The following is a 19,637-nucleotide window of genomic DNA, read 5'->3' on the forward strand; positions in this document are numbered from 1 at the left end:
GACATGTCCAACGCCATCCTCAGTTTCACCCGCTTGCGGGCGCAGTTCGTCAAGGAGGTCCTGAGCATCCTGCGCGACCCGCGCAGCCGCATGGTGGTGTTCGTGCCGCCGATCCTGCAGCTGCTGGTGTTCGCCTTCGCCGCCACGCTGGAAGTGCGCAACGTCGATATCGCCGTATACAACCAGGACGCCGGCCGCTGGTCGCTCGAGCTGATGCAGCGCCTGGACAGCGCGCGCTTCATCAGCCACGTCCGGCGCGTGGACAGCCAGCGCCAGCTGCACGATCTGATCGATCGCGGCGAGGTCATCGCGGCGCTGGCCATCCCGGCGGATTTCTCGCGCACGATCGCCGCCGGCGGCGGCGGCCGCGCGCAGGTGCTGGTCGATGGCCGGCGCAGCAACTCCGGCCAGATCACGGTGGCCTATCTGTCGACCATCGCCGCCGAGGTCGGCGCCGCGGTGGTGCCCGACGCGCAGGCGCCGAAGCCGGTGGTCGTGCGCCACTGGTTCAACCCGAACCTGGTCTACCGCTGGTTCATCGTGCCCGGCCTGACCGGCATCCTGGCGCTGTTCAGCGCGCTGCTGATCACCTCGCTGTCGATCGCCCGCGAACGCGAGCTGGGCACCTTCGACCAGCTGCTGGTGTCGCCCACCTCGACGCCGGAAATCATCATTTCCAAATCGCTGCCGGCGCTGGCGATCGGCACCTTGCTCGGCCTATTCATGATCGGCGCCGGCGTGTTCGTGTTCGGCATTCCCTTTACCGGCTCGTTCGCCCTGCTGCTGGCCAGCCTGGTGCTGTTCATCCTGTCGGTGGTCGGCATCGGCCTGATGATTTCCGCGGTCAGTGCGACCCAGCAGCAGGCCATCCTCGGCGCCTTCGCCATCGGCGTGCCGGCAGTGCTGATGTCGGGCTTCGCCACGCCGGTGGAGAACATGCCGACGGTGCTGCAATGGCTGGCGCAGGCGATCCCGCTTACCCACTTCCTGGTCATCGTCGAAGGCAGCTTCCTCAAGGCGATGCCGGCGGCGGACATCCTCGCCAATGCCTGGCCGCTGGCGCTGATCGCGCTGGCGACGCTGACCCTGGCCACGCTGCTGGTGCGCAGCCGCCTGCAATGACCGGCCCTCAAGCCATGCATGAAGGAGTTGCCATGACCCGCTCATCGAATCGCTGCCACGGTGCGCCACGCGCAGCGGCCGTCGCGCTGGGCACGCTGCTGCTCGGCGCCTGCGCGGCCGGCCCCGACTACCGCGGGCCGCCGAAGGTCGACACCGGTAGCGGCTGGACGCAGCCGGTGGCCGCACAGGCGCCGGCAGATCTCTCGACCTGGTGGACCACGCTGGGCGACCCGACCCTGGACCGGCTGGTCGCCACCGCGCTGGCGGACAATCTGGACGTGCGCCAGGCGCAGGCACGCATCGCCGAGGAGCGGGCCTTGCGCGACCGCGCCGCCGGCGGCTACGCGCCTTCGGTCGGCGTCGGCGGCAGCGTCACCCGGCGCCGGCAGAGCGAGAACGGCCCACTGCCGATCGGCGCCATTCCCGGGCTGGCGCGGGACCAGACCATCTACGACGCCGGTTTCGACGCCGGCTGGGAAATCGACCTGTTCGGCGCCACCCGCCGCGCCGTGCAAGGTGCCGAGGCGCGCATGCAAGCCGCGCAGGAGGACGCCGTCGGCGTGCGCGTCAGCATCGCCGCCGAAGTGGCGCGCAGCTACCTCGGTCTGCGCGGCGCGCAACGCGAGCTGGCCGCGCGCGAAGCCTCGGTGCGCTCGCTCGCGCACACGGCCGAGCTGGTCGGCCAGCGCCTGCGCGCGGGCGAAGCCGCGCAGGCGGACCTCGATGCCGCGCAAGCGCGCCTGAGCGCCGCCGCCGCCGGCCTGCCCGCGATCCAGGCGCGCGCGCGCGCCGCGGCGCTGGGCCTGGGCGTGCTGCTGGGCGCGCCGCCCGAACGCGAGCTGGCCCTGCTCGACACCACCGCCGCACCGATCACGCTGCTGCCGATCCCGGTCGGCCAGCGCGCCGATATCCTGCGCCGCCGGCCGGACGTGCGTGCGACCGAGCGCCGTCTGGCCGCGCGCAGCGCCGACATCGGCGTGGCCACGGCGGAGCTGTTCCCGAAGCTGTCGATCGGCGCCAGCGGCGGCTTCCAGGCGCTGGACGCGAGCCAGCTGTTCGAATCAACCAGCCAGCGGTTTTCGCTCATGCCGCTGATCTCCTGGCGGGTGTTCGACGGCGGCCGCGTGCGCGCCGAGATCCGCGCCAGCGAGGCGCGCGAACAACAGGCGGCGTTCGCCTACGAAAAGGCCGTGCTGACCGCGCTGGGCGACGCCGAACGCGCGCTGGGCGACTACCGGCTGGGCCTGGACGCGGTGCAGCGCCAGCAGGCCGCCGCGGACGCCGCGCGGCGCAGCTACGCCCATGCGCAGGCGCGCTACGCCGCCGGCGACATCGCGCTGACCGACCTCTTGGCCGAAGAGCGCGTGCTGCACGACGCCGAGGACGGTTATGCGCGCACGCACACCGCCGCCGCGATCGATCTGGTGGCGCTGTTCAAGGCGCTGGGCGGTGGCTGGGATGCCGACGCCGACGATGCACGCGGCCAGGGCTCGACCACGCCATCGTCGCCGGCACCACGCGAGGAGCAGCGCCGTGGATGACAGGCTGCTGCGGCAACGCCCGGACCGCGGTGGCCCGCGCCGGATGGGCGGCGCCCTGCACTGGGTCCTGCGCGCGCCCCTGCTGGTCGCGGCACTGGTCGGCGCACCGCCGTCACTCGCGCAAGCTGCGGATACCGCCACAGACCACCCGGTTGCCACCGCCCAGCGCCAACTGCAGCTGAACCACGGCCAGCGATGGCCGGCCGATACCGCACTGCGCGAAGGCATGCGACGCATCCGCGCCATCGCGCTGTGGATGCAGCACGCGCAGGCCGACGGTTCGCTGTCGACGCGGCAAGCCCGTGCCGTCGCCGCGTCGATCGAGAACAGCGTGGCCGCCATCGTCGACCGCCCTCCCCGCGGCAACGGCATGGACGCCAACCTGCATCTGCTGCTCGGCCGCGTGCTCGCCGCCGACGGCCTGCCGTCACTGCTCGACGCATTGGAACTGTATCCGCGCTATTTCGCCGACCCGGACTGGCAGCCGGTGACGGCCGACGCTTCGCCCGGCCACGGATCGCCCGACAGCACTGGGGAGTCCGCCCGTGCCGCGCAACCTTGACCCTTTGTGCGCAGGCCGCTGGTGCCGGCGCGACTGAACGAATCCGGAGAACCGCTTCGATGCAAATCACTTTTCTCGGCGCCGCCGGCGAAGTCACCGGCTCATGCTTCCTGATCGAGACCTCCAAGGTCCGCTTCCTGGTCGACTGCGGCATGTTCCAGGGTGGACGCGAAGCCGCCCAGCGCAACCGGCAACCGTTCGGGTTCGAACCGTCGGCGCTCGACTTCGTGCTGCTGACCCACGCGCATATCGACCACAGCGGCCTGTTGCCGAAACTGACCCGCGCCGGTTTCCGCGGCGCGATCCACGCCACCGCCGCCACCGCCGACCTGCTGCAGGTGATGCTGCCCGACAGCGCGCACATCCAGGAAACGGAGGCGCTGCGCGCGCAGCGTGGCGCCCGCGGCTCGCGCGAGGCGCAGGCCGCGGCCACGCCGCTGTACACCCTGCGCGATGCCGACGCCTGCCTGCGCCAGGTGCGGCCCCACGGCTACGGGCGCGAGTTGCGCCCGCACGCGGACATCCGCTGCCGCTTCCGCGACGCCGGCCACATCCTGGGCTCGGCGATCATCGAGGTGTGGGTCAGCGAGGGCGAGCGGACCACCAAGCTGGTGTTCAGCGGCGATCTCGGCCAACCGGGGCGCGCGATCCTGCGCGACCCGACGCCAATTGCCGAAGCGGACCTGCTGTTCATCGAATCGACCTACGGCAACCGCCTGCACAAGGATCTTGCCGCCACCCAGGACGAACTGATCGGCGTGGTAGAGCGCACCCTGGCCCGCGGCAACGTGATCGTGCCGGCCTTCGCGGTGGGACGCACCCAGGAAGTGCTGTATCACCTGCATCGGCTGAGCTGCGAAGGCAGGCTGCGCAACCTGCGCATCTTCGTCGATTCGCCGATGGCCACCGCCGCCACCCGGATCACCCGACAGCACCTGGACCTGTTCGACGACAACGCCACCCGCCTCGCCGACTGGCATGCGCTGGGCGAGGATCTGCCGTATCTCAACTTCACCGCCAGCGTGGAGGAATCCATCGCGCTGAACCAGATCCGCTCCGGCGCCATCATCATCTCCGCCAGCGGCATGTGCACCGCCGGCCGCATCAAGCACCACCTGCGGCACAACCTCGGCCGGCCTGAATGCAGCGTGCTAATCACCGGCTTCCAGGCCGAGGGCACGCTGGGCCGGCGGCTGGTGGACGGGGCCAGCCAGGTGCGCATCTTCGGCGAGGAGATCCCGGTGCGCGCCTCGATCCGTACCGTCGGCGGACTGTCCGCGCATGCCGACCGGGACGCGCTGCTGGCCTGGGCCGCCGGCTTCGCGCGCGCGCCGGCGCAGACCTTCGTGGTGCATGGCGAGGAAACGGCGGCCCAGGCGCTGGCCGACGGGCTGCGTGCGCGCGGCGGCTGGAAGGTGACCGTTCCCGCGGCGGGCCAGCAGGTGCAATGGCACGACAGCGGAGTCCCGGCATGAACAACAACGACGAGGGCAAGCGGCGCGAGGAAGCGATCGTGCATGGCGAGGCCTACCGGCTGGCGCAGGAAGACGTCGCGTTTCTCGCCAGCGACGGGCTGCGCGGTGTACGCCTGCAGCTGGAGCTGCTCAAGCCCGAGCTCGCCCTGCATGAACACGCGATCCGTTCCACCGTGGTGGTGCTCGGCAGCGCGCGCACTTGCTCGCCGGAGCAGGCGCAGGCCGAAGTGGTGCAGCTGGCGGCGCGCACGCAAGCCCATCCGGACGAGCCGGAGCTGGCGCGCGAGCTCGCCGCCGCCCGCCGCCGGCTGGCCGGCGCCCGCTACTACGAGGAAGCGCGCCGCTTCGCGGAAATCGTCTCGTACCGTTTCCAGTGCGAGGGGCGCCGCGATTTCGTGGTGGTGACCGGCGGCGGCCCGGGCATCATGGACGCGGCCAACCGCGGCGCCTACGAGGCGGGCGCGCGCTCGATCGGCCTCAACATCACGCTGCCGCGCGAACAGCGGCCCAACAGCTGGATCACCCCGGACCTGGCCTTCCGCTTCCACTATTTCGCCGTGCGCAAGATGCATTTCATGCTGCGCGCGAAGGCGCTGGTCACCTTTCCCGGCGGCTTCGGCACGCTGGACGAACTGTTCGAGGTGCTGACCCTGGTGCAGACCGGCAAGATGCCGCGCCTGCCGATCGTGCTGGTCGGCGGCGCGTTCTGGCGCCGCGCCTGCGACCTCGGGTTCCTGGTCGAACAGGGCATGCTCGACGCCAGCGACGCCGAGCTGGTCAGCGTGGTCGAAAACGCCGAACAGGCCGTGGCGGCGATCCACGCGTTCTACGGCGGCGAACCGCCGGCCTGAGCGCGACCGGTGCCATGCCGATGCCCATCATCCCACCCCGAAGGAGACCGCCCATGCCATGCACGCCACGCACCACCCTGTCCCATGCCGCCGCCGTCGCAGCGCTGGCGCTGCTGGCCGGCAGCCTGCCGCCGCCGGCCCGTGCCGCCGATACGCCGGAGCAGGCCGCGCCAATGGCGCTGACCACGATCATGCGCGAGCTGGGCAAGGACATGCAGGGCGTCACCGACGGCATCGCCCGCGAGGACTGGCCGGCAGTGGCGCAGCGGGCCGTGCGCATCGCCGACCACCCGCAGCCGCCGCTGGGGGAGAAGCTGCGCATCCTGGCCTTCATGGGCAAGGACGCCGGCCACTTCCGCGACTACGACCGCCAGGCCCACGACGCCGCCCAGCAGCTGGCGCAGGCCGCGCAACGGCAGGACGGCAGCGCGGCGATCGCCGCGTTCGCCAACGTGCAGGGTGCCTGCCTGGGCTGCCACCAGCGCTTCCGCAAGCCGTTCCGCGAGCATTTCCACAGCCAGCCCTGAACGATCCGCGGCGGCGCGTTCACACGTAACCGGGCACGTGCGGCGCCGCCGAGGTGGCGGCGCGCGGCAGGCTGAAACCGACCTGCGCGCCGCCCAGCGCGGAGCGCCCGAAGCTCAGCTGGCCGTGATGCAGGCGGGCGATCGCCTGGGCGATCGACAGGCCCAGTCCGCTGCCTTCGCCCACGCTGCCTTCGGGCCGGTGGAAGCGCTCGCCCAGCCGCGCGATGTCGTCCGCGGCGAAACCGGCGCCGTTGTCGTTGACCTCCAGGCTCACCTGCTCGTCGCGCCCGCCGACGCGCACGTTCACCTGGCCGTGCTCGGGCGCGTGGCGCAACGCGTTGTCGAGCAGGTTCTGCACCAGGATGTCGAGCAGGCTGCGGCTGCCCAGCACGAAATCGTTGCCGTCGTGGTCCAGCGACAGTTCGATGGAACGCGCCGCCGCGCGCTCGCTGGCGTCACGCAAGGCCGCTTCGGCGACGCTGACCAGACGCAGCGGGCCGGCGTCATCCAGCTCGGCCAGTTTCTCGACCCGCGCCAGCAGCAGCAACTGAGCCACCAGCCGCTGCATGCGATCCAGCGCCTCCTGCGCGCGCTGCAGGTGCCGCGTGCGCGCCCGCACATCGTCGCCGCGCCCGGCCAGGTCCAGTTCCAGCCGCAGCGCCGCCAGCGGGTGGCGCAGTTCGTGCGCGGCATCGGCGGTGAAGCGGCGCTCGTGTTCCAGGCTTAGCCGCAGGCGATCGACCAGCTTGTCGATCGCCTCGGTGAAGGGCGCCAGCTCGATCGGCACCCGCGCGTCGGTGAGCGAGGCGGCGCCCGGATCGGCGCCGGCGGACAGGCCGCGCGCCAGCTGGCGCAGCGGTTTCAGCCCGCTGCGCAAACCGGCGAACACGATCGGCGGCACCAGCACCAGCAGCGCGAGCAAGGCCAGCAGCGCCGGCGCCAGCAGCTTGCGCAACAGTTCGTCGCGCTCGTCCAGCGGTGCGCCGACCTGGATCCAGTAGCGATGCTGCGCATCCCAGCGCTGGAACACCCGCCAGCGTCGTCCGTCGTGGGCGACCGAATGGAAATGCGCGTCGCCCGGATCGAAACGCAGCCACGGCAGCTCGGTGCTTTCCACCAGCAGCTCGCCGTATGCATCGCGCAGCACGATGGCCGGGCGCTGGGCGGTGTCATCCGAGTCGAGCAGCGGTTTGTCCGGCAGGCGCACCGCGCCGCCGCGGGCGATGTCCTCCGGCATCACCGCGAACACGCTGGCGGCGGTGCGCACCAGCGTCTGGTCGAAGATCTCGTCGACCTCGTGCAAGCTGCGCCAGCCCAGCCAGCCGACGGCGGCGCACCACACCAGCACGATGCCGGCCAGCAGCCGCAGCACCAGCCGCCGGTTGAGCGAGGGACGGATCACGCGGCGATCCCGCCGGGCGGATTGATGGCGTAGCCGATGCCGCGCAGGGTGCGAATCCAGCCTGGCCCCAGCTTGTGGCGCAGATGATGGACGTGCACTTCCACGGCGTTGCTGGCCACTTCGCGGTCCCAGCCGTACAACGCCTCCTCCAGTTGCTCGCGGGAGTACGCGCGCCCGGGGTGGCGCACCAGCATTTCCAGCAAGGCGTACTCGCGCGCGGTCAGCTCCAGCGGCGCGTCGGCGAGCGTGGCGCTGCGCGCGGCCGGGGTGACTTCCAGCGCACCCACGCGGATCGCCGGCTCGACCTGGCCGTCGGCCCGCCGCAGCAAGGCGCGCAGGCGCGCGGCGAGTTCGTCCAGGTGCACCGGCTTGACCACGTAATCGTCGGCGCCGGCATCCAGCCCGGCGACGCGGTCGGCCAGTTCGTCGCGGGCGGTCAGCAGCAGCACGGGGGTGGCGTCCTGGCGCCGGCGCATGCCGGCGATGATCGCCGGACCGCTGCTGCGCGGCAGGTTCCAGTCCAGTATCGCCGCGGCATACGTCGTGTCGGCCAGTGCAGCGGCAGCCTGGGTGCCGTCGGTGATCCAGTCCACTGCATGGCCGAGCTGGCGCAGGCCGTCGGCCAGCGCCTGCCCCAGTGCCCGGTCGTCTTCGGCTAGCAGGATGCGCATGGCCTCATTCTTGTCGCACGATCGGGCCGCTCATTTGACTTGCGGCAATTGGCGCCGATTTTTCGCCCGCTGCGGCATCCTGTCCCAGCACGCGCTTGCGGCCGTGGATCATCGCGGCAACCAGGTTCTCTCGGTAATGCACGCTCTCGCCCACCGCCGCCAGCACGTGCAGCACGACCAGGCCCAGCACGCCGTAAGCCAGCACCTCGTGCAGCTCCTCCAGCCAGGGCGTGCCGAAGAAGGCGTCCGTCGTCTGCAGCCAGCCGGTGACGCCGACCAGCAGCACGCCGACCAGCAGCGCCAGGATCATCACCGCGGCTGCCGGGTTGTGCCCCAGCTGCCTCCGCGAGCGACCGGCCAGACGCTCGCGCAAATAGTCGCGCACGCGGCGCGGGCCGGGCACCCAGTCGGCGAAGCGCGCGTGCCGCGTGCCGACCCAGCCCCACACGAAACGCACGGCGAGCAGGGCCAGCACGGCGTAGCCGATCCCGCGGTGGACCAGCTCGCCGTCCTCGGTGAAAAAGTTGGCGAGGAACAAGCCCGCCAGCGACCAGTGAAACACCCGTACCAGCGGGTCCCAGACCTTGACCGTGGCATGCATGGACTTGTCCTCGCTCGAGTCAGGTGATGGATCAGCCGCCCTTCTGCTTGACGATGCGGCCATCGGTGGGGTCGAAGTAGATCTCCACGTTCCTGCCCGCCTTGTCCTTGCCGTAGATTTCGTAGCAGTTGCCCGAGACCTGGAACACCTTGATGGTGTAGCCCTGGTCGAGGACCTTCTGCTTCATCGCCGCTTCGGTCAGCCACTGCGCGCGCGGCGCGGTGGTGCACTGGGGTGCGGCGACGGCGGTCGCCGACAGCACGGCGGCGGCAAGGAACAACGGTGCGATGACGATGCGCTTCATGGTGCGTCTCCGGTATCGGCAGGATTGCCTTGGACGGCATTGCAACCGGGACGGCTTATGTGGGTCTTAAGGACCCGGTGCGGCGCGCGGGAAGGGCCCCGGGCGCGACACCTGCGGCAACGCGATCGCCGCCACCGCGCGGTCGCGTCCCCCGCGCTTGGCGTCGTAGAGCGCGGAGTCGGCGCGCCGGATCAGATCCTCCGCGACATCGCCGGCGACCGTCTGCGCCATGCCGATGCTGACCGTCACCCTGCAATGCGGCCACGCGAAACCGCGGAATGCGTCGAGCAGGCGCGTCGCCACCTCACTGGCGCCGCTGATGTCGGTACCCGGCAACAGCAGCACGAACTCCTCGCCGCCGTAGCGTGCAGCCATGTCCGCCGGGCGCAACGCTGCGCGCAGCAGGTGGCCGGTGATGCGCAGCACCTGGTCGCCGGCCAGGTGACCGAACTCGTCGTTGAAGGTCTTGAAGTGGTCCAGGTCGAACATCAGCAGCGAGAACATCGTGTCGTGCTCGCGCTGCCCGCGCAGCAGGCCGGCGAGTGCCTCGTCGAACGCGCGCCGGTTGGGCAGCCCGGTGAGGATGTCGGTGCCGGCATCGTTGCGCAACACGGTGCTCTCGCGGCGCTGGCGTTCCAGCTTGTCGAACAGGCTGGCTACCCACCACACCAGCCCGGCCACCGCGCCGCCGCTGAACAACGCCACGAACACGAAGGCCAGCGTCTCGGGGAGGCCCAGCCAGGACTGCAGCAACTCGAACACGAACGCGAACACCGCCGACAGCAGCAAGGCCGGCAGCAGCAGCCGCCGCGCCAGGGCACCGCCCAGCGTATCCGCGGTGGCCACGCGGGTCAGCCCGAGCGTGGGCGAAGCGCACAGCCAGCCGAGCGTAGTCAACAGCACCAACAACGCGGAGTGCAGCGGCATGCGCCCGAACGGCATGGTGCCCTTGCCGGCCAGCGCGATGCCATAGGAGGCGAGCCCGGTCATCGCGATCGCCAACGCGCCCAGGGCCAGCGCGTCGCGCACACGCGGCCAGCGTGGCGCCGGCAGCAGGCCCAGCGCACCGAGCAGCACGAAGCCTGCCGCAACCGGTTCGGCCATGCGCCCGGAGTCGCGAGCCGACAGCTCGCCAAGCAGGCGATCGATACGCAAGTCGACCAGCCACAGATACTCCGCCAGAGTCGCCGCGCCGAGCACCAGCACGCCCAGCGACAGCCAGCGGGCGAGGCCCGACCACGACGGCGCCGGATGATGGCTGAGCAGCAGCGAGCCGCCGGACAGCACGAATCCGGCCGCCGCATTCGCGGTCATCGCCGGCTGTCCCGGCCACATCGTGGTCAGCGGCGAACGCTGCAACCACCAGCCGGCCAGCACGATCAGCGCGGCCCCGCAGACCAGCAGCGCAGATGCACGCGAGAAGCTCAGGAACCCCCGCACGACAGCGAGATCGTGATGGAACGGCACGGTGAACATCGTCACCCCCATACTCCGGCGAGCCTTCCGCAAGTTCGGCAGTACGCCGGCACCGGACCGACCATGGCATAGTCGGCAGGCGCCCGAATTGACGACGATCAATCCGACGACTGGCCTGGCCTGCCAGAGTCTGCGCCAGCCGCCCGCACCGTCGAGGAAATCATGCTCATTTACAGCTGCCATGGTGCCGCCAAGCAGGTCACCGGCTCTTGCCACCTGATTACCTGCAACGACCGCCGCGTGCTGATCGACTGCGGCCTGTTCCAGGGCAGCGAGGAGGTCGAGCGGGCCAACGCCGAACCGTTCGGCTTCGACCCGGCCGGCATCGACGTGCTGCTGCTCACCCACGCGCACCTGGACCATTGCGGCAGGATTCCGCTGCTGGTGCGCCGGGGTTTTCGCGGCCGCATCCTGACCACCGCCGCCACCCGCGAACTGGCGCGGGTGGTGATGCTCGATTCCGCCGGCCTGCAGGAAGAGGACGCGCGCCGCGCGCAACGCAACAACCGACGCGGCGAGACGGTGGCGCCGCCGCTGTACACCCTGGACGACGCGCTGCACGCGCTGGACTTCTTCGGCCCGGATGTCGGCTACGACGAAACCGTGCAGGTCACCGATGGCATCCGCGCCCGCTTTCTCGATGCCGGCCACATCCTCGGCTCGGCCTCGATCCTGCTGCAGATCGACGACGGCGAGAAGCAACGGCGCATGCTGTTTTCCGGCGACCTCGGCAACCCGGGTCGCCCGCTGCTGCGCGACCCGACGCCCGCCCCACCAGCCGACTACGTGGTGATGGAAAGCACCTACGGCGACCGTCCGCACCGCTCGGTGCCGGACTCGGTGGACGAGATGTACCAGGCCATCCGCGACACGGTGAACCGGCGCGGCAACGTGGTGATCCCCACCTTTGCGCTGGAGCGCACCCAGGAAATTCTCTACTACCTGCACCGCGGCATCGCCGACGGCGCGATCCCGCCGCACGTGCGGGTGTTCCTGGATTCGCCGATGGCGATCTCCGCCACCGAAATCTTCCGTCGCCACCCGGAATGCTTCGACGACGGCTTCCTCGCCGAGCTGCGGCACGGCGACCCGTTCGCCATGCCCGGCCTGCACTTCACCCGCGAGACGGCCGAGTCGATGGCGATCAACAACGTCGACGGCGGCGCGATCATCCTGGCCGGCTCGGGCATGTGCAACGGTGGTCGCGTGCGCCACCACCTCAAGCACAACCTGTGGCGCGAGCGCTGCAGCGTGGTGTTCGTCGGCTATGCGGCGGAAGGCACGCTGGCGCGGCGGATCATCGACGGGGCGCCCAGCGTGCGCGTGTTCAACGAGGAGATCCCGGTACGCGCGCAGGTGTGGACCATCAACGGCTTCTCCGCGCACGCCGACCGGCCCTCGCTGCTGGCCTGGCTGGGCGACGCGCCGCGGCGCAAGGTGTTCCTGGTGCACGGCGAATACGGCCGCGGCATGCGCGTGATGCAGGAGGTGCTGGCCGGGCGCGGCATCGCCTGCCAGCTGCCTGGCCTGCACGAGCCGATCAAGCTCGACTGAAGCCGCCGGCGGCCGGACAACCGCACGAAACACGACACGCCGCGCAGTTGACGCTGGTCAAAGAGACGCTGGCCGCAGGTGCGCAGACTGTGTCCGCCGCCTGTCGCCCCAGGGGAAGGTGGCCGTCCCACGGCTTCGAGAGCAAATCATGATGAAGCGGATCCATCTCCCGTGCTTCCCTGCGCGCCACGACCTCCATGCCATGGTGCACGTCCCGTCGCCCGGCAGCGGCGCCGAGCGCGCGCGTGCGACCCGATCCCTGTGGCGCGCCGTGCCGTGGCTGCTGCTGGGTGCGTGGCTGGCGATCCTGCCGACGCAGAATGCCTCGGCCATGCCCGAGTTCGCGCGCCGCTACAGCCTCAGCTGCGTCGCCTGCCATTCCGCCTTCCCGCGCCTCAACAAGTTCGGCGAGATCTTCGCCAAGAACAACATGCGTCTGCCGAACTGGATGGAAACCTCCGCCCAGCTCAACGACGATCGGCTCGCGCTGCCCGACCACGTGCCGCTGGCCATCCGCGCCCAGGCCTATCTGCAGGGCCGCCAAGGCCAGGCGATCGACCCGATCAGCGGCGCCCGCCAATCCGCCGCGACTGACTTCCAGTCGCCGTACCTGCTCAAGCTGCTGTCCAGCGCGCCACTGAGCAAGAACATCACCTATTACTTCTACGCGATCATGGGGGAGAAGGGCGGCAACGGCGAAGTTCTGGTGGAGGACGCCTGGTTCCGCCATGCCGACATCTTCGGCAGCGGCATCGGCATGATGCTCGGCCAGTTCTCGCTGTCCGACTCGATGTTCCCGCGCGAAATCCGCCTGCCGTTCCAAGATTACATGGTCTACCGCATGGCCGGCGTCACCTACGACCGCGGCGTGCTGTTCGACCGCGACATCGGGCGCTTCGGCATCGACCTCGGCTTCACCAACGGCAACGGCATCACCGACAACTTCAAGATCAACGGCACCGGCTACTCGCGTCCGGACCGGATGTTCGACAGCGACAGCTCCAAGACCACCTTCGCCCACATCGGTACCGACATCGGCCCGGTGGCGGTCGGCGTGTTCGGTGCCGCGGGCAAGCAGCGCGGCGCCGCCGGCCCGGCCGGCATGGACAAGAGCCAGCGCAACACCGACAAGCGCGTCGTCGGCCTGGACGCGTCCGGCGACATCGGCGCCAACACCCACTGGTACACGCAATACCTGTGGAACGACTGGGACGGCTTCCTCGATGCCGACCCGACGCGCAACTACCGCTGGAGCGGCGGCTTCGCCGGCGTGGACTGGATCCCCGATGACCGCTGGGCGTTCTCCGCGCTGTACAACCGGGCCAGCGCCGGCGACCTGGCGCACACCAACACCATCTTCGAAGGCATCGACATCAACAGCCTGAGCCTGACCGCGTCGTATTACTTCATGCGCAACGTCAAGGGCATCATCGAGCTCAACGTCGATTTCCAGAACCGGACCCGGCCCACCGGCCCCTACTTCACCGGCCACCTGAGCAGCGAGAACTACATCCTGTTCGGCTTCGACACGGCGTTCTGAGATGCGCTCCCGTCGGTTCCCCAAGCGGTCACCCGTGCACCTCGCGGCGCTGGTGCTGGTGCTCGCCGCCGGCGGCAACGCGCAGGCGCAGGCGTTGCAGGTGGGCACCCTGCGCATCGAATCGACGCCGTCGGGTGCGGAGGTCGAGCTGATCGGCGGCAAGGCCGGCGTGACGCCGCTGACGATCACCGAGCGCGACATCTACCCGAACAGCTACCCGGACGCCCGCGCCGAACGCTACGGCATGATCACCCTGCGCCACGCCGGCTGCGAGCCGTTGACGCATCGGGTGACGCTGGACGACCTCAAGCAGGACCTGCACCTGCGCCTGGACTGCATCGCGTCGGCGTCGACGCCCGCGGCCAGCCGGGTGCCCGCGCCGCTGGCAGCCCCGGCGACGCTGCCGCCTGCACCGGTGCCATCCGTGCCGCAACGACGGCTGCGCCAGCTCGAGGTGCTGCAGGAGCTGCTGGACGAAGGCCTGATCACCCCGGCCGAGGAACAGCGCGTGCGTCGACGGATCCTGCAGCCAGGCACCCACCCGGGCCACTGAAAGAGCCCGCGGCCGCCCGTCACTGGCGAGGCGGCAGCCACGTCCCCGCCGTGGTGAAGTCCGCCGCTCGTGCCGCGCGTGTCGAAAGTGCACATCTGCTTGACCTGGATCAGAAGCGCCGCCTGCCGCCATTCCTATAGTGGGCGTGACTGACGCGGATTCCTCGGGGAGGGACGTGCGGTGTACGAGATTTCCCGGCAAGGCCCGAATCGACCGTAGGGGAGAGTCGCATGTCGCAGCGGATTTCGGATCTGACGCTTTCGGTGCTGGCCTGCGTGGCGGCGTTCGGGCTGTCCTGGCCCTTCTGGCGTGATTTCGAGTACTGGCCCGAATCGCATGTCGCCTGGTGGATCTATTTCGCCGTGGGCTTCGTGCTGGCGGTGTGGGTGTTCTACCTGTTCATCGGCAGCCTGCGCATCCTGTTCCTGCACGACACCCAGGCCACGCCGCCTTCCGTCGACGACAAGGGGGGCCAGCCATGAGCTGCGGATCAGGCGACAGCAGTTGCGAAAAACCGCGGCGCCGCAGCGCGCTGCTTTTGCTCGGCGTCATGGCGCTGATCTTCATCGCCTTGTCGGTGTTCTCCTTCCTGCCCTCGCGCGGACAGGCCACACCGGACGCGGTGAGCTTCGGCCCGTACCAGGCCAACGACGGCAAGCGCGTGTTCCAGGCCTACAACTGCATGGGCTGCCACACCATGGTCGGCAATGGCGCCTATCTGGGGCCGGACCTCACCGAGGTGTACAGGCACGCGGGACCGGCGTGGCTGGCGGCGTTCCTGCCCTCGGCCGGCGGCTGGCCCACCGAGGCGGCGGTACGCGCCCAGCTGCTCGATCCGAACCAGCACGCCGACACCGGCACCGACACCATCGACGCCTACCTGCAGAAATATCCCGGTGCGGCGGCCCGCATCCAACGACGCGGCGGCGGCACCACGCTGATGCCGAACCTGCCGCTGAGCAAGGACGAGATCGGCCAGCTGATCGCCTACCTCAAATACACCTCGGCGATGAACACCGAGGGCTGGCCACCGAAGGTCGAAGCCGGCACGCTCGACCGCCGCCTGCAATTGGCGCATGGCCCAATCGCGCTGGCACAGGTCGTGCCTGCGGCGGCTGCGGCGACAACGCCGGTGGCAAGCGATCCGGCCGCATGGGGCGCGCAACTGGTCAAGGATTACGGCTGCGTGGCCTGTCACGCCAGTGACGACAAGAAGCTGGTGGGACCAGGCTGGGGCGGGCTGTATGAGTCCAGCGTGAGCTTGGCCGACGGCGGCAAGGTCAGCGCCGACGACGCCTACCTGGCCGAGTCGATCCGCCAGCCGAACGCGAAGATCGTGGCGGGTTATCCGCCGGGCGTGATGCCGGCCTACGACACCCTGCTCAAGAACGACGAGGTCGACGCCATCGTGGCCTACCTCCACACGCTGGAGAAGCAGTGATGCAGATCCAATACCAGACCCAACGGCTGAGCTTGCGCTTTTTCATGCTGATGCTGGTGCTGTTCGTCGTCCAGGTGATCTACGGCATGATCCTGGCCGCGCAGCAGGTGGACCCGACCCTCCTGCAGGGATGGCTCAACTTCAACGTCGCCCGCGCCGAGCACCTCAACCTCGGCATCATGTGGATCGTGTGCGGCTTCATCGGCGCGATCGTGTTCGTGGCGCCACTGCTGGCCAAACGCGAGCTGGTGGCGCCGTGGCTGATCAAGTTCCTGTTCTACGCGGTCATCGGCATCGTGGTCTGGAACTTCTTCACCCAGTTCCTGGCCGAGCGCGGCATCGCCGGCTGGTGGCTGGGGCAACCGTGGCTGCAGCAGGGGCTGGAGTATCTCGAAGCCGGGCGCATCGCCGGCCTGCTGATCCTGGTCGGCTTCCTGATCCTGGCCTTCGTGGTGCTGCGCACGTTCCCGCGCGTGCGCGAATGGAACGAGGTGCACTGGGGCCTGGGCCTGGGCGTCGGCGCGCTGGCGGTGGTGTGGGTGTTCGGCCTGTTCTACGTGGCGCGGCTGGACCTGCAGGAATACTTCCGCTGGTTCGTGGTGCACTACTGGGTGGAAGGCGTGTGGGAGGTGATCCACATCAGCCTGATCGGCTACTTCCTGGTGCTGATGTTCAAGGCCGACGTGAAGTCGGTGGGCTTCGCGGTGTTCTGGGGCATCGCGCTGGTGTGGCTGTCCGGACTGATCGGCAACGCGCACCACTACTTCTGGATCGGCACGCCGGAGTTCTGGCAATTCTGGGGCTCGCTGTTCAGCGCGCTGGAGCCGCTGCCGCTGGTGTTCTGCTTCTGGCACATCTACCTGGACGCGCACACCAACAAGCGCCCGCTGGAGAACGCGCCGGCGTTCTACTTCCTGCTCGGCTCGACCGTGCTGGAGCTGGTCGGCGCGGGCATCCTCGGCTTCGTGATGACCTTCGCGCTGACCAACGTGTGGTCGCACGGCACCTGGGTCACCGCCGGGCACGCGCACCTGGCGCTGTTCGGCACCTTCGGCATGCTCGGCATCGCCGCGGCGTATTACGCCACGCCGATCCTGCGCAAGGTGCCGCAGTTCGATCCGCGCCTGGGCAAGCTCGGTTTCTGGCTGGTGTTCATCGGCGTGCTGGGCATGGCGTTCGCGTTCGCCATCGGCGGCACGGTGCAGGTCTATGTCTATCGCATCCTGGGGCTGGACTGGTTCGGCGGCGACGTCAACCGCGCCATGGGCACCTACAAGGTCATGCTGCCGCTGTTCGGCCTGGTGCTGAGCACCGGCGCCGGCGTGCTGGCGTACGACCTGTTCACCCTGGGCCGGCGCATGCGTCCGCAGGCTGCCGTCGACGCCGAAACGACCCCGCATCCGGCCACCGGCTGGCGGCGACCACTGACCGGATTCGAAGCCGGCATCTGGCTGCTGCTGATGTGGCTGTTCGGCACGATCATCACGCTCGGCCTGCTCAGCTTCAACCTGCCGCACGTGCGCGTGGCGGGCGACCCCACCCTGCCCTACGTGCTGGCCGGCGTGGGTTATCCGGGCCTGCTGCTGGTCACCCTGCTGTTCGTGTGGCGCTTCATCGCCTCGCTGGAAGCGCGGGCCAGCGCACCGGCCATCTCGCCGCTGCTGCGGGTACTGCCGGCGCAGGGCTGAGCAGCCGACACCGGAAACGGTGGCAAGGAGCAACGGGGAAGGCCGTCGGGGGAGACCCCGCGGCCTTTTCCCTTGGTCCCGGTCACCGCCTTCCGCCGCACGTTCACGGGCGCCATCGCACCGACAGCGGTGGCGGTGGCGACCTAGCGCATCGCGAAAAACTCCCGGTGGAAATGCCGCTCCACCGGAAATCCCTGCCCGGCCAGATCGCGCTTCAATGCGTCGCCGAAGCCTGTCGGCCCGCAGAACCAGATACTCGCCTCGCGCCATTCGGGCACGGCGGCCCGTATGCGCTCGCCCGTCAGGTAGCCGTCGCGCGCGTCGATCAGCACGTGCAGCCGCACGTTGGCGGAGCGGGCGTCACCCGCCAGCCGGTCGAGTGCTTCCTCATCGACATCCGCGGTGCTGTGGAAGAGATCGATCTTCTGGCCTTCGGGCCAATCCCGATCCTCTTTCTGCCACGCCATGTGCTTCATGCGCCCGATGAAAGGGGTGATGCCGATGCCGCCGCCGACCCAGATCTGGCGCGGGCGGCCGTCGTCGAACGTGAAACACCCATACGGACCCTCGACCTTCACGGCCTGCTCCACGCGCAGCCTCTCGTGCAGGCGATGCGTATGGTCGCCCAGATCCTTGACCACGAAGGTGATCCTGGGGATTTCCTTCCGCCAGCCGGAGGCAATGGTGTAGGGGTGCGCGCCATCGGCGGGGTCCGCGGTGACGAAGGCGAACTGGCCCGGCTTGTGGCCCGGCCACCCCTGCACCTCGGTTTCGATTTCGAGCGCATCCACCCCGTCGAAATGGTGCAACAAGGTGATCCTCCCCTCCACCTGCGAGCGCGTGCCCACCCGGCGCAACAGCACCACGATGGCCGCCCAGCTGCCGCAGGCGAGCAACACCGCAGTCAGCCAGCCGAGCGGCGTCGCCCAGTAGCCGAACTTCAACAGCACGACCGCATGGAAGACCAGGGCAAGCCAGCCGCCGGCAAGCAGGCGATGCGTCTTGTAGAACCAGTGGTACGGAAAACGCCGGATCAGGGCCAGCACGATCAGCACGACGACGGCGTAGAAAACCCATTCGCCCACGCTCTCCGCGGCGCCGCGCTGGCTCGACAGCAGGGACGCCACCGGGTTGTCGGACTTGCCCCGCATGCCACGCGCCGGGCGTTCCAGCCAGCCCCAACCCACCGCCCATTTCGGCGCCTGCGCCCACAGCCAATGGATGATGGCAACGACCAGCGCGGCGATGCCGAGCCATTTGTGCATGCGGTACATCTTGTCGAGGCCGCCCAGCCACTGCTCGGGCCATCGCGGCCGCAGCGCCAGGACCATCGCCAGGCTCATGCACCCGATCGCCACGAAACCCGTCAGTTGCACCATCGCATCGCGCAGGCCGAAGAAGGTGCCCGAGCGGAACATGGTGGGCTCGACGACGAGCCACGGCAGGACCAGGAAGGCGAGCGCCCCCCAGAATGCACGCTTGAGGTTACGCATGTGGCCCCTTGCAGCCGTCGCGATGCAGGAGCACTTCGCAGGCCGCCGACGCTCGCCGCGTGCCGCGTCCGCCGCCGGGGCCGGCGGCATGGGCGCATGGCCTCACGAGGCCCGCCCGCCCCGTCCTGGCAGCATGCGTCGCAAGGTGTCGTCGCGATTCACGTAGTGGTGCACCAGCGCGGCCGCCGCGTGCAGGCCGACCAGGTAGTAGCCGGCCGTGCCGATCGTCTCGTGGAGCTCTTCCATCGATTCGGCGAACGCCTTGTCCGGCCCCACCAGCGCCGGCAACTCCAGGCCGAAGAACGGCACCGGCTTGCCCTCGGCGCTGAGCACCAGCCAGCCGAGCAGCGGCATCGCGATCAGGAAGGCGTACAGCGCCAGGTGCATCAGCGCGGCCAGGCGCGCCTGCCACACCGGCGGTGCCGGCCGGATCGGCGGGATCGGGCCCGACACCAGGCGGATCGCCAGCCGCACGAAGACCAGCGCGAACACGCTCAGGCCCAGCATGAAGTGCCAGGTTTTCAACCCTTCGCGCAGGTCGCTGCCGCGCGGGTAGAACTCGCGCAGCTCGATGCAGGCGTACACGGCAACCAGCAACAGCAGCATCAGCCAGTGCATGCCGATCGACAGCGAGCCGTAGCGGTCAGTGGTGTTTTTCCAGTTCACGGCAATCTCCGCAGGTGGTGTCTCGGCGGCCTCGATCCGGCCCATGTCGGCAGCCTGCGACGAACGGTGCCAGCGTGATTTGATCCCCGTCAAATAGGCGCGAACAGCGCCACGGCAGCGGCCGATTGCCGCATGCCTGCGCGCCTGTCCAAATTGACCGCGGTCAACTC

Annotated in this window: 19 protein-coding genes; 12 read left to right on the top strand and 7 right to left on the bottom strand. The window is 69.6% G+C overall.

Annotated features, from left to right (window positions below):
* The first annotated feature begins 3 nt into the window (after nt 1–3).
* The 6 genes from B1991_RS05055 to B1991_RS05080 are packed head-to-tail and all read left to right on the top strand — an operon-like array spanning nt 4 to nt 6,078.
* Nucleotides 4–1,122: an ABC transporter permease gene (locus tag B1991_RS05055; protein ID WP_136257619.1), complete on the top strand. Its 1,119-nt coding sequence runs from the start codon at nt 4–6 to the stop codon at nt 1,120–1,122.
* A gap of 32 nt (nt 1,123–1,154) precedes the next feature.
* Nucleotides 1,155–2,663 (top strand): efflux transporter outer membrane subunit, encoded by a 1,509-nt coding sequence (locus tag B1991_RS05060; protein ID WP_136257620.1) that lies wholly within the window; start codon nt 1,155–1,157, stop codon nt 2,661–2,663.
* Complete coding sequence (locus B1991_RS05065) at nt 2,656–3,225, top strand: alpha/beta fold hydrolase (protein WP_246031061.1); 570 nt, start codon at nt 2,656–2,658, stop codon at nt 3,223–3,225. The genes B1991_RS05060 and B1991_RS05065 overlap by 8 nt, the downstream gene beginning before the upstream one ends.
* Before the next feature lie 59 nt (nt 3,226–3,284).
* The gene (locus B1991_RS05070; protein WP_136257621.1) at nt 3,285–4,700 is read left to right on the top strand and encodes an MBL fold metallo-hydrolase RNA specificity domain-containing protein; all 1,416 of its coding nucleotides are present in this window, start codon (nt 3,285–3,287) and stop codon (nt 4,698–4,700) included.
* Nucleotides 4,697–5,551 (top strand): LOG family protein, encoded by an 855-nt coding sequence (locus B1991_RS05075; RefSeq protein ID WP_136257622.1) that lies wholly within the window; start codon nt 4,697–4,699, stop codon nt 5,549–5,551. The genes B1991_RS05070 and B1991_RS05075 overlap by 4 nt, the downstream gene beginning before the upstream one ends.
* A 53-nt stretch (nt 5,552–5,604) precedes the next feature.
* Nucleotides 5,605–6,078, top strand: coding sequence for a cytochrome c (locus B1991_RS05080; RefSeq protein WP_136257623.1), 474 nt, complete (start codon nt 5,605–5,607; stop codon nt 6,076–6,078).
* Between the two features lie 19 nt (nt 6,079–6,097).
* Here B1991_RS05080 and B1991_RS05085 read toward each other — a convergent pair whose 3' ends face one another.
* From B1991_RS05085 to B1991_RS05105, 5 genes are all read right to left on the bottom strand, one after another.
* Nucleotides 6,098–7,480 carry an ATP-binding protein gene (locus B1991_RS05085; RefSeq protein WP_136257624.1) on the bottom strand — a complete coding sequence of 461 codons (1,383 nt, stop codon included), beginning with the start codon at nt 7,478–7,480 and terminating at the stop codon, nt 6,098–6,100.
* Nucleotides 7,477–8,151 (bottom strand): response regulator transcription factor, encoded by a 675-nt coding sequence (locus B1991_RS05090; RefSeq protein WP_136257625.1) that lies wholly within the window; start codon nt 8,149–8,151, stop codon nt 7,477–7,479. Before B1991_RS05090 ends, B1991_RS05085 begins: the two co-directional genes overlap by 4 nt.
* 4 nt (nt 8,152–8,155) lie before the next feature.
* Nucleotides 8,156–8,752 carry a cytochrome b/b6 domain-containing protein gene (locus B1991_RS05095; RefSeq protein WP_136257626.1) on the bottom strand — a complete coding sequence of 199 codons (597 nt, stop codon included), beginning with the start codon at nt 8,750–8,752 and terminating at the stop codon, nt 8,156–8,158.
* A gap of 31 nt (nt 8,753–8,783) precedes the next feature.
* Nucleotides 8,784–9,056, bottom strand: a complete 273-nt coding sequence (locus B1991_RS05100; protein WP_136257627.1) for a PepSY domain-containing protein — start codon at nt 9,054–9,056, stop codon at nt 8,784–8,786.
* Between the two features lie 66 nt (nt 9,057–9,122).
* Nucleotides 9,123–10,544 carry a GGDEF domain-containing protein gene (locus B1991_RS05105; RefSeq protein WP_246031062.1) on the bottom strand — a complete coding sequence of 474 codons (1,422 nt, stop codon included), beginning with the start codon at nt 10,542–10,544 and terminating at the stop codon, nt 9,123–9,125.
* A gap of 150 nt (nt 10,545–10,694) precedes the next feature.
* Between B1991_RS05105 and B1991_RS05110 the strand changes: the two genes are divergently transcribed.
* From B1991_RS05110 to B1991_RS05135, 6 genes are all read left to right on the top strand, one after another.
* Nucleotides 10,695–12,086, top strand: a complete 1,392-nt coding sequence (locus B1991_RS05110) for an MBL fold metallo-hydrolase (protein ID WP_136257628.1) — start codon at nt 10,695–10,697, stop codon at nt 12,084–12,086.
* 148 nt (nt 12,087–12,234) lie between these two features.
* A complete protein-coding gene (locus B1991_RS05115) occupies nt 12,235–13,626 on the top strand; it encodes a hypothetical protein (RefSeq protein ID WP_246031063.1) in 1,392 nt (463 codons plus the stop codon).
* A 1-nt stretch (nt 13,627) separates the two neighbouring features.
* Nucleotides 13,628–14,179, top strand: a complete 552-nt coding sequence (locus B1991_RS05120; protein ID WP_168709580.1) for a PEGA domain-containing protein — start codon at nt 13,628–13,630, stop codon at nt 14,177–14,179.
* 230 nt (nt 14,180–14,409) lie between these two features.
* Entirely contained in the window at nt 14,410–14,661 is a 252-nt protein-coding gene (locus B1991_RS05125) for a hypothetical protein (RefSeq protein WP_136257629.1), read from the top strand.
* Complete coding sequence (locus B1991_RS05130) at nt 14,658–15,620, top strand: cytochrome c (protein WP_136257630.1); 963 nt, start codon at nt 14,658–14,660, stop codon at nt 15,618–15,620. The genes B1991_RS05125 and B1991_RS05130 overlap by 4 nt, the downstream gene beginning before the upstream one ends.
* Nucleotides 15,620–17,308, top strand: a complete 1,689-nt coding sequence (locus tag B1991_RS05135) for a cbb3-type cytochrome c oxidase subunit I (protein WP_136257631.1) — start codon at nt 15,620–15,622, stop codon at nt 17,306–17,308. Before B1991_RS05130 ends, B1991_RS05135 begins: the two co-directional genes overlap by 1 nt.
* A 143-nt stretch (nt 17,309–17,451) precedes the next feature.
* Here the strand turns inward: B1991_RS05135 and B1991_RS05140 are convergent, their stop codons facing one another.
* Together B1991_RS05140 and B1991_RS05145 are read right to left on the bottom strand one after the other, a co-directional pair.
* The gene (locus tag B1991_RS05140) at nt 17,452–18,891 is read right to left on the bottom strand and encodes a ferredoxin reductase family protein (RefSeq protein WP_210772090.1); all 1,440 of its coding nucleotides are present in this window, start codon (nt 18,889–18,891) and stop codon (nt 17,452–17,454) included.
* A gap of 12 nt (nt 18,892–18,903) precedes the next feature.
* Entirely contained in the window at nt 18,904–19,467 is a 564-nt protein-coding gene (locus B1991_RS05145) for a cytochrome b (protein WP_136257632.1), read from the bottom strand.
* Nucleotides 19,468–19,637: the final 170 nt, after the last annotated feature.

The organism is Rhodanobacter lindaniclasticus, assembly GCF_004799035.1.
Lineage (GTDB): Bacteria > Pseudomonadota > Gammaproteobacteria > Xanthomonadales > Rhodanobacteraceae > Rhodanobacter > Rhodanobacter lindaniclasticus.

Bases quoted from the DNA above. Each gene is read 5' to 3' on its own strand.
- B1991_RS05055 (WP_136257619.1), top strand. From the start codon at position 4: ATGTCCAACGCCATCCTCAGTTTCACCCGCTTGCGGGCGCAGTTCGTC.
- B1991_RS05060 (WP_136257620.1), top strand. From the start codon at position 1,155: ATGACCCGCTCATCGAATCGCTGCCACGGTGCGCCACGCGCAGCGGCC.
- B1991_RS05070 (WP_136257621.1), top strand. From the start codon at position 3,285: ATGCAAATCACTTTTCTCGGCGCCGCCGGCGAAGTCACCGGCTCATGC.
- B1991_RS05075 (WP_136257622.1), top strand. From the start codon at position 4,697: ATGAACAACAACGACGAGGGCAAGCGGCGCGAGGAAGCGATCGTGCAT.
- B1991_RS05080 (WP_136257623.1), top strand. From the start codon at position 5,605: ATGCCATGCACGCCACGCACCACCCTGTCCCATGCCGCCGCCGTCGCA.
- B1991_RS05090 (WP_136257625.1), bottom strand. From the start codon at position 8,151: ATGCGCATCCTGCTAGCCGAAGACGACCGGGCACTGGGGCAGGCGCTG.
- B1991_RS05095 (WP_136257626.1), bottom strand. From the start codon at position 8,752: ATGCATGCCACGGTCAAGGTCTGGGACCCGCTGGTACGGGTGTTTCAC.
- B1991_RS05100 (WP_136257627.1), bottom strand. From the start codon at position 9,056: ATGAAGCGCATCGTCATCGCACCGTTGTTCCTTGCCGCCGCCGTGCTG.
- B1991_RS05105 (WP_246031062.1), bottom strand. From the start codon at position 10,544: ATGGGGGTGACGATGTTCACCGTGCCGTTCCATCACGATCTCGCTGTC.
- B1991_RS05110 (WP_136257628.1), top strand. From the start codon at position 10,695: ATGCTCATTTACAGCTGCCATGGTGCCGCCAAGCAGGTCACCGGCTCT.
- B1991_RS05115 (WP_246031063.1), top strand. From the start codon at position 12,235: ATGATGAAGCGGATCCATCTCCCGTGCTTCCCTGCGCGCCACGACCTC.
- B1991_RS05120 (WP_168709580.1), top strand. From the start codon at position 13,628: ATGCGCTCCCGTCGGTTCCCCAAGCGGTCACCCGTGCACCTCGCGGCG.
- B1991_RS05125 (WP_136257629.1), top strand. From the start codon at position 14,410: ATGTCGCAGCGGATTTCGGATCTGACGCTTTCGGTGCTGGCCTGCGTG.
- B1991_RS05130 (WP_136257630.1), top strand. From the start codon at position 14,658: ATGAGCTGCGGATCAGGCGACAGCAGTTGCGAAAAACCGCGGCGCCGC.
- B1991_RS05135 (WP_136257631.1), top strand. From the start codon at position 15,620: ATGCAGATCCAATACCAGACCCAACGGCTGAGCTTGCGCTTTTTCATG.
- B1991_RS05140 (WP_210772090.1), bottom strand. From the start codon at position 18,891: ATGCCGCCGGCCCCGGCGGCGGACGCGGCACGCGGCGAGCGTCGGCGG.